Source organism: Bacteroides rodentium JCM 16496, assembly GCF_000614125.1.
In the GTDB taxonomy this organism is placed as follows: Bacteria; Bacteroidota; Bacteroidia; order Bacteroidales; family Bacteroidaceae; genus Bacteroides; species Bacteroides rodentium.
The window spans coordinates 42,468-61,740 of the sequence record NZ_BAKJ01000001.1 but is presented as its reverse complement, the minus strand read 5'-3'; the positions used below and the strand labels follow the sequence as shown (position 1 = coordinate 61,740).

Sequence of the window (19,273 nt, the reverse complement as noted above, 5' to 3'; positions counted from 1 at the left end):
TTATGAAAAAGATACAATATATCCTCGCAGGAACTATGCTTGCCTCCCTCTCTTTGGGAGCACAAGCCCAGACACACCCCCAAGACACCACCATGAACCGTACGGTAGTCGTGGAACAAGAATATAATCCGGACATCATGGACGCCTCCAAAGTGAACGTGCTTCCCAAGGTGGAACCTCCTACCGTCAGCAAAAAGGCGGTGGAATATGACGCCACCCTGATGCCTGCAACCCATATCCCGGCAGGTATCATGCAAGCCTATACCGGAAAAGAGACGCAGGCGAAAGCGTTGCCCGGATATGTACGCTTGGGATACGGCAACTACGGCAACCTCGATGTACGCGCCAACTACCTCTTCTCCTTATCCCCCAAAGACCGCCTCAACCTGACATTCACAATGGATGGCATGGATGGCAAACTGGACTTGCCGGATAATGGCGGGAAGTGGAATTCATTCTACTACCGTACCCATGCTGCCATGGATTATGTACATGCCTTCAGCAAAGTCGATTTGAATATTGCCGGAAAGTTCAACCAAAGCAATTTCAACTTCCTGCCCGACTTCGTCAGCAACAAGCAGAAATTCGTTTCGGGTGATGTACATTTCGGGGTAAGTTCCACGAGCGACGATATGCCTCTCCAATTCCGCGCCGAAACCAATTTGTTGGTCTACCAGCGCCAACACGACCTCATGGTGAACAATATCAAAGAAAATATCGTGCGCACCAAAGCCGATGTCACCGGTTCCATCGCCGATGAGCAGACCATCGGCATGGCTTTTGCCATGGACAATACATTCTACAGCGACGGACGTTTCGAGAATCACACCGACGTAGACTTCAATCCATACTATCTCTTTCAGAATGACGACTGGAAAATACGTCTCGGCGCACACGTCGACCTGGCTTTCGGTTTCGGCAAGAAGTTCCGCGCCGCTCCCGACGTAGAAATACAATACATCTTCTCGGACAGCTACATCCTCTACGCACAAGGTAAGGGAGGACGACTACAGAACGACTTCCGCCGTCTGGAAACCATTACGCCTTATGGCATTACAAACCAGCAGCTTGACAATACCTACGAACAGCTCAACGCAGCCATCGGCTTCAAGGCAAGCCCGGTCAGCGGATTGTGGTTCAACCTATACGGCGGGTATCAAGATTTGAAAAACGACCTGATTGACACTCCGACCGTCAAGTCCGACGGGATAAGCAATGTTTTCCTCGCAGAAGACACCAAGAATCTCTATGCAGGAGCTGACCTGAGCTACAACTACAAGGATATTTTCTATCTCGCCGCCAATGCCGTCTATCGCCATTGGACAACAGACTCAGACGGTTCTGATGTCGTAGTAAGCTTCAAACCGGCCGTGGAAGGCAATCTCAATCTCAAGGTACGCCCCATCTCCCCACTGCTTGTCGGCATCGGCTATCAGCACATCTCACGCCAGGGCGTGGAGGGCAACAAGGCAGACCCCGTCAGCAATCTCTATCTAAACGGCAGTTACGAACTCTTCAAAGGTATCTCCGTGTATGCGCGCGTGAACAACTTGCTGAACAAAGATTACCAGTACTACTGGGGATACCCTTCAGAAGGTCTCAGTTTCTTAGGCGGAGTAAGCTTCCTCTTTTAATAGGGGCAGCACAAGCCGGAGCTCTAATTTGAACAAAAAAGGTCATTTTTGCTAAATTCTCCTTATATTATAAGGTGGGAAGAATCTTTTTTTCCTACTTTTGCGGGCGAATTCAGTGGCGGGAGTCACTAAAAAACAGAAATTTATGCAGAAAAACCTTGTCATAGTCGAGTCTCCGGCGAAAGCGAAAACCATCGAGAAATTCCTTGGAAAAGATTTCAAAGTCCTTTCCAGCTACGGCCATATACGTGATTTGAAGAAAAAAGAATTCAGTATTGACGTAGACAAAGACTTCAAACCGCATTACGAGATACCGGCGGATAAAAAGAAACTCGTAACCCAGCTGAAAGAAGAAGCCGAGCAGGCAGAAACCGTATGGCTGGCTTCCGATGAGGACCGCGAAGGGGAAGCCATCGCATGGCACTTGTACGAAGTGCTGAAACTGAAACCGGAACACACCAGACGTATCGTCTTCCATGAAATCACCAAAGGTGCCATCCTGAAAGCGATAGAAAATCCCCGTGACATTGACATCAACCTGGTCGATGCCCAGCAAGCCCGACGTATCCTGGACCGTATCGTAGGTTTTGAACTTTCACCGGTATTGTGGAAGAAAGTGAAACCTGCCCTTTCTGCAGGCCGTGTACAGTCCGTAGCCGTCCGTCTCATTGTAGAGCGCGAACGCGAGATACATGCATTCCAGACCGAAGCATCCTACCGTGTTACCGCTGTATTCCTCGTTCCGGACACTGACGGCAAAACAGTGGAAATGAAAGCCGAACTGGCGCACCGGCTCAAGACAAAGGCAGAAGCCCGGAAATTGCTGGAGAGCTGTAAAGCAGCCACTTTTACCATCAGCGACATCACTACCCGTCCGCTGAAGAAAACTCCCGCCGCCCCGTTCACCACCTCCACCTTGCAGCAGGAAGCTGCCCGCAAACTGGGCTTCACCGTGGCACAGACCATGATGGTGGCGCAACGTCTGTACGAATCGGGATTGATAACCTACATGCGTACCGACTCCGTCAACCTTTCCGAACTTGCCGTCAACGCCAGCCGTGAAACCATCTCCAACCTGATGGGCGACCGCTACGTGCACAACCGCTACTTCGCCACCAAGACCAAAGGAGCGCAAGAAGCCCACGAAGCTATCCGCCCCACCTACATGGAGAACTCCAAGATAGAAGGAACGCCGCAGGAAAGAAAGCTGTACGACCTCATCTGGAAACGCACCATCGCCTCGCAGATGGCAGATGCCGAAGTGGAAAAGACAACCGTAACCATTGCTATCAGCAACGAGACGGAGACTTTCACTGCAACCGGCGAAGTGGTGAAATTCGACGGTTTCCTCCGTGTCTACCGCGAATCATACGACGATGACGTAGAAACCCAGGAAGATGAGGCACGCCTACTGCCCCCTCTGAAAAAAGGACAGAAGCTCGAACATGAAGGTATCACCGCTACCGAACGTTTCACCCAACACCCTCCCCGCTACACGGAAGCAAGCCTTGTGCGCAAATTGGAGGAATTGGGTATCGGACGTCCGTCTACCTATGCTCCGACCATTTCCACCATCCAGCAACGCGAATATGTGATAAAAGGAGAAAAAACGGGTGAAGAACGCACCTACAATGTGCTTAACCTGCAGGGTGATGAAATAACGGACAACAACCATACAGAAATCACCGGAGCCGAAAAGTCAAAACTGATGCCAACAGACACCGGTATTGTGGTCAATGACTTCCTGATAGAGTACTTCCCGGACATCCTTGACTACAACTTCACTGCGAGCGTCGAAAAGCAATTCGACGAAATAGCCGAAGGTGACAAGCAATGGACCGCCATTCTGAAAACATTCTATAAGAAATTCCATCCTTCAGTAGAAAACACACTTGCCGCGAAAACTGCCCACAAGGCAGGCGAACGGATTCTGGGAACAGACCCCGTCAGCGGAAAACAAGTGTCTGTAAAAATCGGACGTTTCGGCCCAGTAGCACAGATAGGTACTGCCGAAGATGAGGAAAAGCCCCGTTTCGCCCAGGTAAAAAAAGAAATGTCCATCGAGACCATTACGCTGGAAGAAGCGCTGGAGCTGTTCAAACTTCCCCGCACTCTCGGAGAGTACGAAGGTAAGAATGTAGTCGTAGGTGCGGGACGTTTCGGACCTTATATCCAGAACAACGGCTTGTATGCCTCATTACCCAAGACAATGGACCCGATGACTGTTACGCTGGAAGAAGCTATTGAACTTTTGCAAAAGAAACAAGAAGCAGAAGCCCAGAAACATATCAAGAAGTTTGAGGAAGAACCGGAACTGGAAATCCTGAACGGACGCTATGGCCCTTACATCGCTTATAAAGGCAGCAACTACAAGATTCCTAAAGACATCATCCCTCAAGACCTGAACCTTCAAGCTTGTCTGGAAATTGTGAAACTGCAAAGCGACAAGGATACGGGCAAGTCTAAGCGGACTGCAAAGGCGGTGAAAGCAACGAAAACGACTAAAACAACCGCCAAGCAACTGCCAAAACAAGCAAGACAAAATAGGACTTAGTCTACACGTATAAAATGGGAGAAAGGAGACGATAATTTAAACTTCTATTATTTATACCACAAGAATAAAAATTGTACTATAAAAGAATAAGCCCGAAGAAGTATCCCCGGGCTTATCTTTTATAGTGCGATGTTTACATCCTATCCGGCACCTCAATTCCCAGCAATCCCATGCCTAAGCGTACCACCTTGGCTACATTCTCGGACAATGCAAGGCGGAATATCTTCACTGCTTCGTTCTCCTCACGCAGAATGCTGAAGTCATGGTAGAACTGGTTATATTCCTTCACAAGGTCATACGTATAGTTTGCAATGATGGACGGGCTGTAATCCTCACCTGCCTGCTTCACAATAGCGGCAAAGTCGGCAACCATCTGTATCAGTCCCTCTTCCTTCTCACTCAGTTCAATGCCGGCAGGCAACTGGGCAGGGATTTCGATACCGGCCTCTTTTGCCTTGCGGAGAACAGACTGGATACGTGCATAGGTATATTGGATGAACGGTCCCGTATTACCATTAAAGTCGATGGACTCTTTCGGATTGAATGTCATGTTCTTGCGGGCATCCACTTTCAGGATGAAGTACTTCAAGGCACCCAGACCAACGATACGGGCGATATTGTCCGCCTCTTCCTTTGTCAGACCATCCAGCTTGCCCAGTTCATTGCTGGTTTCCTTGGCTGTATCAATCATCTCCGCCATCAGGTCGTCAGCATCAACTACGGTACCTTCGCGGCTCTTCATCTTGCCCTCGGGAAGCTCCACCATACCGTAAGAGAAGTGCACCAACCCTTTACCCCATTCGAAGCCCAGTTTGTCGAGCAGGATGGACAATACCTGGAAATGGTAATTCTGTTCGTTGCCCACCACATAAATCATCTTGTCGATGGGATAATCTGCAAAGCGGAGTTTGGCAGTACCTATATCCTGCGTCATGTAGACGGATGTACCGTCCGCACGCAGCAACAGCTTGTGGTCCAATCCCTCACCCGTAAGGTCTGCCCATACAGAGCCGTCTTCTTTGCGGTAGAAGAAGCCTTTCTCCAGGCCCTCCATTACCTTCTCCTTACCTTCGAGGTACGTGTTCGATTCGTAATATATCTTATCAAAAGTTACGCCCATCATACGGTAAGTCTCGTCAAAACCTGCATACACCCAGTCGTTCATCTTCTTCCAGAGCGCACGCACTTCGGGGTCATTGGCCTCCCACTTTACCAGCATTTCACGAGCCTCCTTCATCAAAGGAGATTCAGCTTCCGCCTTGGCTTTGGCTTCTTCCTCATTCATGCCTTCGCTTTGGAATTTGGCCATCAGTTCTTTCACTTCCGCTTTATAATGCTTGTCAAAGGAAACATAGTAATCGCCAATCAAGTGGTCTCCCTTCTTGCCGGATGATTCGGGAGTTTCACCATTCCCGTACTTCTGCCATGCCAACATGGACTTGCAGATATGAATTCCACGGTCATTGACAATATTTGTCTTTACTACCTTATTACCGTTGGCAGCCACTATATTAGCCAGCGCATTTCCCAAAAGATTATTGCGTACATGGCCCAAATGAAGCGGTTTGTTGGTGTTGGGAGAAGAATACTCAATCATCACCAATGGAGAGTTGTCAGTAGCAGCCACGATGCCGTACTGCCTGTCCGCATGAATGCCATTCAACAATTCTATCCACGCAGAGGAGGCAATGGTCAGGTTCAGGAAGCCCTTGATGACATTAAATGCCGCAACCGAAGGCTCGTTTGCCTGCAAGTATTCACCGATTTCCCGGGCCGTCTGCTCCGGTCCTTTCTTGGACATACGGAGGAAAGGGAATACAACCAGCGTGAGATGTCCCTCAAATTCTTTCTTGGTTTTCTGCAACTGCACTTGTGCGGCAGGAACATCCTGTCCGTAAAGCGCTTTCAGCCCGCCGATGACGGACGATACCAGTTTCTGTTCTATATTCATGATTCAAATGTATTTTCCTGCGTGCAAAGATAGCGTAAACCGAAATCAGTACAAAACAAGCAGGCTTGTTTTTATGGCCTCACAAGATATTCAACATACAAAGAGGGGACGCTCCTTGTAAAACGTCCCCTCTTTGTATGTTGAGTATACTGTTCTTATTCAGCTGTCAATTCCGCACCTGGTTTGAATTTAACAACTTTCTTTGCAGCAATTTCAATAGGCTTTTTAGTAGAGGGGTTGATACCCATACGCGCTCCTCTTTCCACCACACTGAAAGTTCCAAAACCAACCAATGATACTTTATCACCGGTTTTCATTGCCTTAGTGACTGATGCGATAAATGCATCCAATGCTTTCTTTGAATCAGTCTTTGACAAACCAGACTCCGCTGCCATAGCGCTAATAAGTTCCGCCTTATTCATAATGCTTAAAATTAATTAATATGTTACACAAAAGATATTTTTACTTTTCATCACAAACCTCCACAAAAATAGAGCAATATTTCTGAATATCAAATAAAAACATTAAAAAAATATTGGAAAACAGCGAAAAAGAAGGAATAGAATCTGCTTTTTCTGTTATAGAACAGAATTTATTCGTATTTTTGCCGGAGAATGCAAAAACAGACAACTGTTTTTGAACTGTAAAATGAATTGAAACAACAGATTATGAATACTATACCTACTGTAACCAAGAACCTTTTAATCATTAATGTGCTGATGTTTTTGGGCACCATTGTCGCCCAAAGCTACGGCATCGACCTCGCCCAATATCTGGGATTGCATTTTTTCCTTGCCGAAGATTTCAATGCAGCACAATTGATAACATATATGTTCATGCACGCCGGATTCGCGCACCTGTTTTTCAACATGTTTGCCGTATGGATGTTCGGACGTATTTTAGAGCAGGTATGGGGGCCAAAACGATTTCTGTTCTACTATCTGGTGTGCGGCATAGGAGCCGGAATTATCCAGGAGGTGGTACAGTATATTCATTATGAGACAGTACTTTCCGCCTACGACAGCGTGAATACCGGCATGGCCATCATCCCGATGAAGGAATATCTCAATATGATGACTACCGTGGGAGCTTCGGGCGCAGTATACGCCATTCTACTGGCATTCGGCATGTTGTTCCCCAACCAGCAAATGTTCATCTTCCCGCTGCCGGTTCCCATCAAGGCCAAATATTTTGTCATCGGATATGCCCTGATTGAGCTTTATGCCGGATTTGCAAACAGTGCAGGAGACAATGTGGCTCACTTCGCACATTTGGGTGGTATGGTATTCGGCTTTATCCTGATTATGTACTGGAGAAAAAAGAACAGAGGAAATGGCTACTATTATAACTGATTTGAAAGAGACCTTCCGTAGGGGGAACATTTATATCCAACTGATTTACATCAATGTTGCGGTATTCATACTTACTACGCTAACCGAAGTCATGTTCCAGTTGTTCAACCGGAGCATAGCAGGCGTATTCGAATGGTTGGAACTGCCGGCATCAGTCCTACGCTTCATCCTGCAACCATGGTCACTACTGACATATATGTTCATGCATGCAGGATTCATGCACATTCTTTTCAATATGCTGTGGCTTTACTGGTTCGGTGCACTGTTCCTGAGTTTCTTCTCTGCAAAGCATCTGCGGGGTGTATACATTCTGGGAGGAATTTGCGGCGGTCTGCTCTATATGGCCGCCTATAACATTTTTCCGTATTTCCGTCCCATGACGGACTATTCCTTCATGCTGGGCGCCTCTGCCTCCGTACTTGCCATTGTAGCCGCCACCGCCTATCGCGAGCCCAACTATCCGATACGGTTGCTGCTGTTCGGAACCATCCGGCTGAAATACCTGGCACTCATCGTTATAGGCACCGATTTGCTGTTCATCACCTCCAGCAATGCCGGCGGACACATCGCACATTTAGGAGGTGCGCTGGCAGGGTTATGGTTTGCCGCCAGCCTCAGCAAAGGCAGCGACCTGACCTCATGGATAAACAAATGTCTGGATGCCTTAGTTTCCATCGTCAGCTTCAAACCCCGAAAACCGAAAATGAAAGTACACTACGGTACCGGCAAACAAAAAGATTATGATTACAACGCACGGAAAAAAGCCCAATCCGACGAGATAGACCGCATCCTCGACAAATTAAAGAAATCGGGATACGAAAGCCTTACTACGGAGGAAAAGAAAAGTTTGTTCGACGCAAGTAAACGTTAAACCAATGGAAAACGGAAAGTGGAAAATAGGAAATGGGAAAATAACCGCCACTCTTATTTTCAGTTTTCACCTTTCAATTTTCAACTATTATAATGAAGCATCTCGGTAATTTTGTCGCTCTTCTGATTTTAGCGGTCAATGCCCTGTTTACGGGCCTGTTACTGTTCACCGCCTATAGTCCGCACATCCAGCCGGTCACACATCCGGTGCAATCGTGCCTGGGGCTGACATTTCCCGTGTTCCTGATAATAAATGCAGGCTTCCTCATTTTCTGGCTGGTCATTCAGCGCTATAGGTCGGCTTTGCTGCCCCTGATAGGGATGTTGCTCTGCTATTCGCAGATACGCACCTATCTGCCCATCAACTTCCATACAGACCACCTGCCGGAGACAAGCATCAAACTGCTCTCCTACAACATTATGGGATTTGACGGTGCCACCAAGCGAGATGGCAAAAACCCGATATTGACCTATTTGAAGGAAAGTGACGCCGATATTCTCTGTTTGCAGGAATATTCCACAGTACAATCCTCAAAGCATCTTTCGCAAAAAGACGTAGAGCGGGAACTCAAGGCATATCCATACCACCGCATCAACACAGTGGGGAGCGGAAAGGGACATACCAACAAGATAGCATGTTACTCTAAATTTCCGATTCTCTCGTCACGCGTATTGGATTATCCCAGCGAATACAACGGTTCGGTACTCTATGAAGTCAAGATTGGGGAAGACACGGTTACCCTCATCAACAATCATCTGGAGTCCAACAAACTGACCAAAGCCGATAAAGTCGTGTACGAAGACATGCTGAAATCTCCCGAAAAGGAAAAAGTGAAAAGCGGCACACGCCTGCTCATACGCAAGCTGGCAGAAGCATCGGCCATCCGTGCCCCGCAGGCCGACACAATCGCCCGTGAAATAGCCGCTTCACCGCATCCTTACATTATTGTGTGCGGCGATTTCAACGATACCCCCATCTCCTATGCCCACCACACCATCGCCCGGGATTTGGACGACGCATTCACCCAATCAGGACGGGGGCTGGGCATCTCCTACAACCAGAACAGATTCTATTTCCGGATAGACAACATACTGACAAGCAAGAACCTGAGAGCCTACAATTGTACAGTAGACCGCTCCATCAAGGAGTCAGACCACTATCCGATATGGTGCTATATCACTAAGAGAAATTGAAAATCAATACTTAAACATTTAATACTTAGAAAACAATGTTCAAAAAATGTATTCTAATTTTAGCAGCAAGTTGTATGATGTACTCCTGTGCCACCCAGACGGAAAGCAATCCGTTCCTTACTGAGTTTCAAACACCCAATGGCGTGCCTCCATTCGATAAAATCAAGTTGGAGCACTATGAGCCCGCATTCCAGAAAGGTATAGAAGAGCAGAACGCCAATATCCAAGCTATCATTGACAATACGGAAGCCCCTACTTTCGAAAATGTCATTGTTGCCCTCGACAACAGTTCGCCCATCCTAAGCCGCGTAAGTAGCGTATTCTTCAATATGACAGAAGCCGAAACCAGCGACGGGCTTGCCGACCTGGAGATGAAAATGGGACCGCTGCTGTCGGAACACAGCGACAACATCTCGTTGAACCAGGAACTCTTCAAGAAAGTAAACACCGTCTATCAACAAAAAGACGGCTTGGCACTGACCACAGAGCAAAAACGCCTGTTGGACAAGACCTACAAGAGCTTCATCCGCTCGGGTGCCAACCTGCCCGATGACAAACAAGCACGCCTGCGCGAAATCAACAAACAGCTCTCCACACTGGGAATTGCCTTCGGCAACCATGTGCTGAACGAGAACAACGCCTTCAAGCTCTATATCGACAAGGAAGAAGATTTGGCAGGACTGCCCGAAAGTGTGCGCCTGGCAGCAGCTTCCGAAGCCAAAGCCGACGGACAAGAGGGCAAATGGCTCTTCACCCTGCAAAACTCCAGCCGCCTGCCCTTCCTGCAATATGCCGACAACCGCCCTATGCGCGAGAAGATATACAAAGCCTACATCAACCGGGGCAACAACAACGACGGCAACGACAACAAGAAAGTCATCACCGACATCGTGGCACTCCGCTTGGAAAAAGCGAAACTGCTTGGCTATGACTGCTACTCCAACTTCGTGCTGGATGAGTGCATGGCAAAAGACTCACAAACAGTAATGGACTTCTTGAACAACCTCTGGAACTATGCCCTGCCCAAAGCCAAAGCCGAAGCTGCCGAACTGCAGCAATTGATGGACAAAGAAGGCAAAGGCGAAAAACTGGAAGCCTGGGACTGGTGGTACTACACCGAAAAACTGCGCAAAGAAAAATACAACCTTGAAGAAACGGAAATAAAACCCTACTTCAAGCTGGAGAACGTTCGCCAAGCGCCTTCGACGTAGCAAACAAGCTCTATGGCATCACCCTCACCCCGATGAAGGATGTCCCCACCTACCACCCCGACGTAGAAGTATTTGAGGTGAAAGACGCGGACGGAAGCCAGCTGGGCATCTTCTATGTAGACTACTTCCCCCGTGCCGGCAAACGCGGCGGAGCTGGATGAGCAACTACCGCGAACAAAAAGCCGACGTACGCCCGCTGGTATGCAACGTGGCAAGCTTCACCAAGCCCGTGGGCGACACCCCGTCGCTCCTCTCCCTCGACGAAGTGGAAACCCTCTTCCACGAATTCGGACACGGACTGCACGGACTGCTGACCAAATGCCAATACCTGGGCACATCGGGCACCAACGTGGCACGCGACTTCGTGGAACTCCCCTCTCAAATCAACGAACATTGGGCCACCGAACCCGAAGTGCTGAAAATGTATGCCAAGCATTACAAGACCGGCGAAGTCATTCCCGACAGCCTGATTGAAAAGATACTGAACCAGAAAACGTTCAACCAGGGTTTCATGACTACCGAGTTACTGGCCGCCGCCATCCTCGACATGAACCTGCATAACCTGACTGATACCGAAGGTCTTGATGTCGTTGCCTACGAAAAGGAAGCGATGGACCAACTGGGGCTGATTCCGGAAATAGCTCCCCGCTACCGTACCACATACTTCAACCACATCATCGGCGGTTATGCTGCAGGCTACTACAGCTATCTCTGGGCCAATGTCCTGGACAACGATGCCTTCGAAGCCTTCAAGGAACACGGTATCTTCGACAAGCAGACAGCCGACCTCTTCCGCCAGAATGTGCTGGAAAAAGGAGACAGCGAAGACCCGATGACTCTCTATAAAAACTTCAGAGGAACTGAGCCTCAATTAGACCCGATGTTAAAAAATCGCGGTATGAAGTAAGATTTGTGAAAAAAAAGCTATATTTGCAGCCTTGTATGCAACAGAATTTAATTAAAAAGTAATCATAATAAACTAAAAGTAACATGCAAAACAAAGGATTTGTAAGGGTTTTTGCGATATTGCTCACACTGGTGTGTGTGTTCTATCTCTCCTTCTCTTTTGTAACTCGCCATTACACAAGTAAGGCCAAAGAGTTTGCGAAAGGCGATGTGAAAGTAGAGCAGGACTACCTCGATTCTCTGGCTAATGAGAAAGTGTATTTCGGCAATTGGACGCTGAAACAATGTCGTGAGATGGAAATCAGTTTAGGTTTGGACTTGAAGGGCGGTATGAACGTCATCCTTGAAGTTTCCGTACCCGATGTCATCAAAGTATTGGCTGACAACAAGACTGACGAAGCATTCAACCAAGCATTGGCCACTGCCGCCAAACAAGCTACCACAAGCCAGGATGACGTAATCACCCTATTCGTCAGAGAGTATCACAAGCTTGCTCCGGGTGCTCCTCTTTCACAACTGTTCGCAACCCAACAATTAAAAGACAAGGTAACTCAGAAATCTACCGACGCGGAAGTTGAGAAAGTATTGCGCGAAGAAGTAAAGGCAGCAGTCGAGAACTCCTACAACGTACTTCGTACCCGTATCGACCGTTTCGGTGTAGTTCAGCCCAACATCCAGAGTCTGGAAGACAAAATGGGCCGTATCATGGTAGAGCTTCCGGGTATCAAAGAGCCAGAACGTGTAAGAAAATTATTACAAGGTTCCGCCAATCTGGAATTTTGGGAAACATACACAGCAAAAGACGTTACTCCTTATCTGCAAGCTGCCGACACCAAGTTGCGTGCCATCGTTGCAAGCGAAACTCCGGCAGAAGAGGCAGACAGCACAGCCGCCGAAGCTCCTGCCGTAGCACAGGCTACCAGCACAGCCGACAGCCTTGCCGCTGCTTTAAAGGGTGAAAACAAGACACAAACCGCTGACCTTGCACAAATAAAGAAAGAACATCCGCTGTTCGCCATCCTGCAGGTCAACCCCAGCGGACAAGGTCCTGTTGTAGCCTATGCCAACTACAAGGATACAGCTGAAATCAACAGATACCTTTCCATGCCGGAAGTTCAGGCCGAAATGCCGAAAGACTTGCGTCTGAAGTGGGGTGTATCTCCATACGAGTATGACCCGAAAGCCCAGACTTTCGAGCTCTATGCTATCCGTTCTACAGAACGTAACGGTAAAGCGCCTTTGGAAGGTGATGTAGTAGTTAGCGCCAAGGACGAATACGACCATTATGGCAAGCCCGCTGTAAGCATGTCCATGAATACCGACGGTGCACGCCGTTGGGCTCAGCTCACCAAGCAGAACATCGGTAAGAGCATCGCTATCGTGCTGGACGGCTATGTTTACTCCGCACCGAATGTAAACAATGAAATCACCGGTGGTAACTCACAGATTACCGGCCACTTCACTCCCGAACAGGCAAAAGACTTGGCAAACGTATTGCGTTCAGGTAAGATGCCGGCTCCCGCACACATTGTGCAAGAAGACATCGTAGGTCCTTCACTGGGACAAGCTTCTATCAACGCCGGTATCATGTCATTCATCGTTGCATTGATTCTGCTGATGATTTACATGTGCTCCATGTACGGATTCATTCCGGGTATGGTGGCCAACGGTGCTCTGGTGCTGAACTTGTTCTTCACGCTGGGTATCCTCTCTTCTTTCCAGGCTGCACTGACCATGTCCGGTATTGCCGGTATGGTATTGGCACTGGGTATGGCCGTGGATGCCAACGTATTGATTTACGAACGTACCAAAGAAGAGCTGCGTGCAGGCAAGGGTGTGAAGAAGGCATTGGCTGACGGTTATGCCAACGCATTCTCCGCTATCTTCGACTCCAACTTGACATCTATCATCACCGGTATTATCCTGTTCAACTTCGGTACAGGTCCTATCCGTGGTTTTGCCACTACATTGATTATCGGTATCTTGATTTCATTCTTTACTGCCGTATTCATGACGCGTCTGTTCTATGATTATTTCATGAGCAAAGACAAATTGCTGAACTTGACATTCTCTTCCAAGATTTCAAAGAACCTGATGGCGAATGTACATTTCGACTTCATGGGCAGAAACAAGCTGTGGTTGACCATCACCGGAGCCGCTGTAATTGTATGTATCGCTTTCCTCGCTACCCGCGGATTGAGCCAGAGCATCGACTTCACCGGTGGACGTAACTTCAAGGTGCAGTTTGAGAACAAGGTAGAGCCGGAACAGATTCGTGAGCTTATCTCCAGCAAGTTCGGTGACGCCAATGTCAGCGTTATCGCTATCGGTACAGACGGTAAGACTGTACGTATCAGCACGAACTACCGCATTGAAGAAGAAGGTAACAACATCGACTCTGAAATCGAAGCATATCTGTATGAGACTCTGAAACCTGTATTGACCCAGAACATTACGCTGGAAACCTTCATCGACCGCGAAAACCATACGGGCGGAAGTATCATCAGTTCCCAGAAGGTAGGTCCGAGTATCGCAGACGACATCAAGGTTTCAGCCATCTGGTCCGTTGTACTTGCATTGATTGCCATCGGTATTTATATTCTGATTCGTTTCCGCAATATTGCATACAGTATCGGTTCAGTAGCCGCATTGGCCTGTGATACCATCATCATCCTGGGTGCCTACTCCATCTGTTGGGGCTGGATGCCGTTCTCTCTGGAAATCGACCAGACCTTTATCGGTGCCATCCTGACGGCTATCGGTTACTCTATCAATGACAAGGTGGTAATCTTCGACCGTGTACGCGAATTCTTCGGCCTCTATCCGAAGCGTGACAGATTCCAATTGTTCAATGACTCATTGAACACAACTCTGGCACGTACCATCAATACTTCACTGAGTACCTTGATTGTGTTGCTGTGTATCTTCATCCTCGGTGGTGATTCCATCCGCAGCTTCGCATTCGCCATGATTCTGGGTGTTGTATTCGGTACAATGTCTTCTCTGTTCGTTGCATCTCCTATCGCATATCTGCTGATGAAGAACAAGAAAGGCACAGAGTCTATCGCAGAAGAAGCGAAATAAGAGAGTTTGCATTCTCTCTGTACATAAACAAAGAGTAGGAGCCCATATCGAGGTTCCTACTCTTTTTTTGGGGTGCTGCAAAACACCCGCAGCAATCATAGCGAATCAGACAGGCTGTCTGTTATTCGGCCCTATTCATATATTCTTTGGGAGATAATCCATATTTTTCTTTAAAGGAACTGGAGAAATGCGACAGGTTCGTGTAACCCACAGCATAAGCAACTTCCGATATTGCCATTTTCTTATTCTGAGTCAGTAAAGTCGCAGCCTGCTGTAGACGGATATTCTTAATGAAATCCCGTGCTGAAAGATTGGTCAGTTCTTTCAGTTTGCGATGCATGTGTACCCTGCTTAGCCCTACCTCCGAAGCAAGTGTTTTCACGCAGAATTCCGAATCGTCCAAGTGTTCGTTCACCACCTTCATGATCCGGGCAAGCAACACCTCATCATTCGATTTCATCGTAATCTTCTCCATCTTGTCCCGTTGCTGTTGCGCACCGCTGAATTTGTTACGCAGCAGACGCCTGTTGGCAAGTAAATTGACGATAGTGCTCCTCAGCAATTCCGTGTTGAAAGGTTTCACTATATAAGCATCAGCTCCTGTTTCCATTCCCTCCAAAGTATCTTCTATACGGGATTTTGCCGTGAGCAGTACTATCGGGATATGGTTGACGTTCGTATTCTGTTTCACCTTCCGACAAAGTGTGAGTCCATCCATTTCGGGCATCATCACATCAGAAATCACCAAGTCCGGCATCTCCTTCAAGATGATGTCGTATGCTTCCTTGCCGTTGCTGCAAACGGATATGCGATATTCATTCTGCAATTCTTGCTTCAGATAGCTTTTGATTTCCTCTTCGTCTTCCACCAACAATATGCGCAAACTGGTCTTGGCCTTGCTCCCTTTTCCGGAGTTTTCCCCTTCGAACATATCTTCCTCCGCGACCGAATCCGGCAAGTGGAGAGGTACCGAAACCGATGCCTCACCTTCCACCCTTTCCAGTTCATCCGTCCGCAAATGCGCCGAACCCAGCGGAATACGGATGACGAAGCGGCTTCCCGACGTTTCATCCCGATTTTCGGCATATATCACTCCATGATGCAGTTCCACCAATGAACGGGACAAATGCAGGCCGATGCCGGTGCCGAAGTTGGATTTCGTCACGTCATTGTCCACCTGATAGAAGCGTTCAAAGATGCGTTCTATTTCGCTCTGGTTGATGCCGGTACCGTTGTCCGTCACCACTATTTCAAAATATTCACGCAAGGCATCCCGCCGTGCCATATTTTTGCCCACAGCCAGGTCCACCGTTATCTCCCCCCTCTCCGGAGTATATTTAAAGGCATTGGAGAAGATGTTCATCAGCACTTTATCGAAATTGTTCAGGTCCACCCATGCTTTCAGTTGCGGCATGTCATGTCTGAAAGAAAAGGCAATATTTTTTCTACGCGCCTGATACTCAAAAGTCTGCATTACATCTTCAATAAACCCTACCATATCCGTCTCGCGGAACTTGAGGAACATCTGCCCCTTGTCCAACTTCCGTATATCCATCAGTTGGTTTATCAAGCGAAGAATGCGTTGTGCATTGCGATAAATCATCAGATACGTCTTGCGCAACTCACCTTCGCTTTCCTCAGAAATCAGCTTCTCCAACGGATTGAGGATGAGCGTCATCGGCGTGCGTATCTCATGAGAAATATTGATGAAAAACTGTAGTTTGGCCTCGTTCAACTGCTCGGCGTGCTCGCGCTTCATGATTTCGCGCCGATGCCTCATACGCGAAAGGAGCGTATTGACAATGCCCCACAACAGCAAAGCCGCCAACAAGGCATAAATACAATAAGCCCACCAAGTTTCATACCAAGGAGGAGTAATCAGGATTTTCACCGTACGCGTTTCCGAAAGATTGCCGTGACTCATCGCTCGCACCGAAAAAGTATATGTCCCGGGAAGCAGGTTATTATACGTCACACGGTTTGCTCCCGGTTCGGTAGTCAGCCATCGCCCCCCTAACTCTTCAATCTTGTACTGATAAGAAATCTGCTCCGGATTCTTATACTGCAAAGTCGAGAAAACGAGACTGAATGTATTGTCGCTATGGGAAAGGCAGAATCGGTCGGCATCCTGCACCACACCGTCAACTATCGGTCTGCCGCCCGAAAGGACATTCTTGTGTACCGCACGGTCAAACACATAGAAATCGGTAATCCACACATCCATTTCTTTGGACACCCCGTTGATGTTCTGCGGCAGAAAGCAAGTGATGCCGTTGACTCCTCCGAAATAGATTTTTCCGGTCTCTGCCCTATAGAAAGCTCCGTGTGTAAATTCATTCCCCTGAAGGCCGTCGCCCACATAAAAATTGACGAAACAGTCTTTTTTCACATCATAGCGACTGATACCCATATAGGTGCTGACCCACAAGTTCTGCCGCTCGTCTTTGCAAAGTCCGCATATAACGTTGTTCGGCAGCCCGTTGCCCGTGGTAAACTTCCGCTCTTCACCCGACTTCTTGTCGAAACAATAAAGCCCCTCGCTGGTGCCCGCCCATATCCTTCCGTCGGCATCCTCCAAAATGGTATATCCCACACATCCTTTCACCAAGACATTGGCATCCTTATAGCTCAGGAAACTGCCCGTCTGCGGATTAAAGCAACTGATTCCCTTGTAATGGGCTATCCATATCAGCCCGTCACTGTCGCAGAACAGATAGTTCAGCCAATCATTGGCCAGCTCGTCCCGCTTCAAGTCACCAATCTCATCCTTCGAAGATTCAAAATGTTCCAGCATCTTCGTCTTCAGGTTATACCGATAGAAACCAGAGCCTAAAGTGGCGATATAGAGATTCCGGTGCCGGTCTTCCGTCACGGAGAAAATCTTCTCATTGTCGATGGGTAGTCCATATTCGCACATTCCCGTGTTCCGGTCCATTTTAGCCAATCCACGGGTATAAGAACCTACCCAGAAGTTCTTTTCCGAATCCTCGTACATGCACATCACCGTATTGGCCACCGAATGTGGAGAGTCACCGGGTTTGAAGTGCCTCAGCCTCTTTCCGTCGGAGTCGAGTTCAAAAAGGCCCTCATTGTCTGCACCCACCCACAAGTGCTGCCCGCTATCCTGGAAGATTGACATTACACAGCCATGACCGATGGGATTATGGTAAACCGACTTATCCCCGTAATATTCAAACTGGTTCCCCGTCTTGGGAATCATGATTATCCCCTTCTGAAACAGCCCCAGCCAAAGATTCCTTTCCCGGTCCACCATGATGGCATGAACCTTCCCGGCAGAGAAATCCTGCGGTGTGGAATTATTGCTGTACACCTCCAGACAGTCCTTCACCGGATTATACAGTTTTACGCCCTGCCCATCGGTACCCACCAACAACCTTCCGTCCACCGACAGCAGGCAGTAAACCGAAATCGTCTCTTCCCCATCGCAAGGCACCGGCACGAAACGAGCCTCTTGCCTATCGTATCTGGACAAGCCCTGCTTCTGTGTGCCTATAAACAGATTGTCATCCCCGTCTTCCTGAATGGCATAAACATTGTTATCGTTGATTGCCGGATATTTAAAGACACTCGTCTCTCCCGTCGAAGGAGTGTGGCAGATGACTCCCTTGCCGTAAGTGCTATCCAGATAGTTCCCCCGGAATCCTCGTAGAAGCAGGACTGATAGTTATAGTTGGCCTGCTTCAACACATCATCCAAGGAGAATGCCTGCATCCGCTGTTCGTCCAGCCGGAACATTCCTTGCCCGGTGGTACTAATCCAGATTTCCCCATTGCCCAACTTGCGCATCTGCGTGACATGCGGGAAAACCTGCCTGCCTGCACGCATCATGGGGATTTCGCAGAACGAATCCAGTTCGCGGTCATACTTCATCAGCCCGTCAATGCAGCCCACCAGCAGATTCTGCCTGCTGTCCTCAAAGAGTGTCCGAACATAGTTGTTCTTGATGGAAGTGCTGTCATCTGTCTGATGCCAATAGCCCGTAAAATGCAGCCCGTCGAAACGATTCAGCCCATACTCGGTGGCCGTCCACACAAAGCCCCTGCTGTCCTGATAAAGCTGGTTTATCAGGCTACTGGACAATCCGGTTCCCGTAGAATACAAACGCCCCGTCTGTGCAGCGGCATTCAAACCCAAAGACAGAAGCAAACAACATAAAAAGAATCGTATACAGTTGATTTTCATAATATTCAAAAAGGTTATATTCAAAAGTCCGGATTCCAGCCAGACAGTCTTTCAAGGCTTCATCCTACACACAAATATAGTTAATATTTTGCATACATCCATTCTACCGGATGTTTTTTCACCATTTCCCTCCCCTTGGCTACCCGGAAACTTGAATTTGCCATCGCTTTGACGCGGAAGCAGATGGAAGTGAAAGCCAGGTGTACAACTGTCGGCATGGGAACATTTATTTGACAAATATCCCTTTCAAGTCTATTTTTCTAAACGGGGAAGGAAATGCCCTCTCAGACCGTTGCAGGCCGTGAAGAAAAGAT

Annotated in this window: 9 protein-coding genes and 2 pseudogenes; 7 read left to right on the top strand and 4 right to left on the bottom strand. The window is 48.1% G+C overall.

Annotated features, from left to right (window positions below; translation table 11 throughout):
• Nucleotides 1-2: 2 nt before the first annotated feature.
• A complete protein-coding gene (locus tag JCM16496_RS00210; RefSeq protein WP_025831517.1) occupies nt 3-1,634 on the top strand; it encodes a TonB-dependent receptor in 1,632 nt (543 codons plus the stop codon).
• Nucleotides 1,635-1,779: 145 nt separating this feature from the next.
• Complete coding sequence (gene topA, locus JCM16496_RS00205) at nt 1,780-4,188, top strand: type I DNA topoisomerase (RefSeq protein WP_128809367.1); 2,409 nt, start codon at nt 1,780-1,782, stop codon at nt 4,186-4,188.
• Nucleotides 4,189-4,321: 133 nt separating this feature from the next.
• Here the strand turns inward: topA and argS are convergent, their stop codons facing one another.
• Together argS and JCM16496_RS00195 are read right to left on the bottom strand one after the other, a co-directional pair.
• Nucleotides 4,322-6,139: an arginine--tRNA ligase gene (argS, locus tag JCM16496_RS00200; protein WP_025831515.1), complete on the bottom strand. Its 1,818-nt coding sequence runs from the start codon at nt 6,137-6,139 to the stop codon at nt 4,322-4,324.
• Between the two features lie 155 nt (nt 6,140-6,294).
• Nucleotides 6,295-6,561, bottom strand: coding sequence for an HU family DNA-binding protein (locus JCM16496_RS00195; protein WP_025831513.1), 267 nt, complete (start codon nt 6,559-6,561; stop codon nt 6,295-6,297).
• A gap of 246 nt (nt 6,562-6,807) precedes the next feature.
• On the opposite strand from JCM16496_RS00195, the gene JCM16496_RS00185 reads away from it, so the two are divergent.
• The 5 genes and pseudogenes from JCM16496_RS00185 (at nt 6,808) to secDF (ending at nt 14,756) form a co-directional block, all read left to right on the top strand.
• Nucleotides 6,808-7,491 carry a rhomboid family intramembrane serine protease gene (locus tag JCM16496_RS00185; RefSeq protein WP_165852461.1) on the top strand — a complete coding sequence of 228 codons (684 nt, stop codon included), beginning with the start codon at nt 6,808-6,810 and terminating at the stop codon, nt 7,489-7,491.
• On the top strand, nt 7,472-8,362 hold the full coding sequence (locus JCM16496_RS00180) for a rhomboid family protein (protein WP_025831509.1): 891 nt from the start codon (nt 7,472-7,474) through the stop codon (nt 8,360-8,362). Before JCM16496_RS00185 ends, JCM16496_RS00180 begins: the two co-directional genes overlap by 20 nt.
• A 92-nt stretch (nt 8,363-8,454) precedes the next feature.
• Complete coding sequence (locus JCM16496_RS00175; protein WP_025831507.1) at nt 8,455-9,555, top strand: endonuclease/exonuclease/phosphatase family protein; 1,101 nt, start codon at nt 8,455-8,457, stop codon at nt 9,553-9,555.
• A gap of 35 nt (nt 9,556-9,590) precedes the next feature.
• Nucleotides 9,591-11,673 (top strand): annotated as a pseudogene (locus tag JCM16496_RS00170) (M3 family metallopeptidase).
• A gap of 83 nt (nt 11,674-11,756) precedes the next feature.
• Nucleotides 11,757-14,756 (top strand): protein translocase subunit SecDF, encoded by a 3,000-nt coding sequence (gene secDF, locus JCM16496_RS00165; protein WP_025831505.1) that lies wholly within the window; start codon nt 11,757-11,759, stop codon nt 14,754-14,756.
• A gap of 121 nt (nt 14,757-14,877) precedes the next feature.
• On the opposite strand, the pseudogene JCM16496_RS00160 reads toward secDF, so the two are convergent.
• A pseudogene (locus tag JCM16496_RS00160) lies at nt 14,878-18,959 on the bottom strand (hybrid sensor histidine kinase/response regulator transcription factor).
• Between the two features lie 80 nt (nt 18,960-19,039).
• Nucleotides 19,040-19,177, bottom strand: a complete 138-nt coding sequence (locus tag JCM16496_RS22595; RefSeq protein WP_159102423.1) for a hypothetical protein — start codon at nt 19,175-19,177, stop codon at nt 19,040-19,042.
• Nucleotides 19,178-19,273: the final 96 nt, after the last annotated feature.

Coding starts and splice junctions, on each gene's coding strand:
- JCM16496_RS00180 (WP_025831509.1), top strand. CDS start 7,472: ATGGCTACTATTATAACTGATTTGAAAGAGACCTTCCGTAGGGGGAAC.
- JCM16496_RS00195 (WP_025831513.1), bottom strand. CDS start 6,561: ATGAATAAGGCGGAACTTATTAGCGCTATGGCAGCGGAGTCTGGTTTG.
- JCM16496_RS00210 (WP_025831517.1), top strand. CDS start 3: ATGAAAAAGATACAATATATCCTCGCAGGAACTATGCTTGCCTCCCTC.
- topA (WP_128809367.1), top strand. CDS start 1,780: ATGCAGAAAAACCTTGTCATAGTCGAGTCTCCGGCGAAAGCGAAAACC.
- secDF (WP_025831505.1), top strand. CDS start 11,757: ATGCAAAACAAAGGATTTGTAAGGGTTTTTGCGATATTGCTCACACTG.
- JCM16496_RS00175 (WP_025831507.1), top strand. CDS start 8,455: ATGAAGCATCTCGGTAATTTTGTCGCTCTTCTGATTTTAGCGGTCAAT.
- argS (WP_025831515.1), bottom strand. CDS start 6,139: ATGAATATAGAACAGAAACTGGTATCGTCCGTCATCGGCGGGCTGAAA.
- JCM16496_RS00185 (WP_165852461.1), top strand. CDS start 6,808: ATGAATACTATACCTACTGTAACCAAGAACCTTTTAATCATTAATGTG.
- JCM16496_RS22595 (WP_159102423.1), bottom strand. CDS start 19,177: ATGCCGACAGTTGTACACCTGGCTTTCACTTCCATCTGCTTCCGCGTC.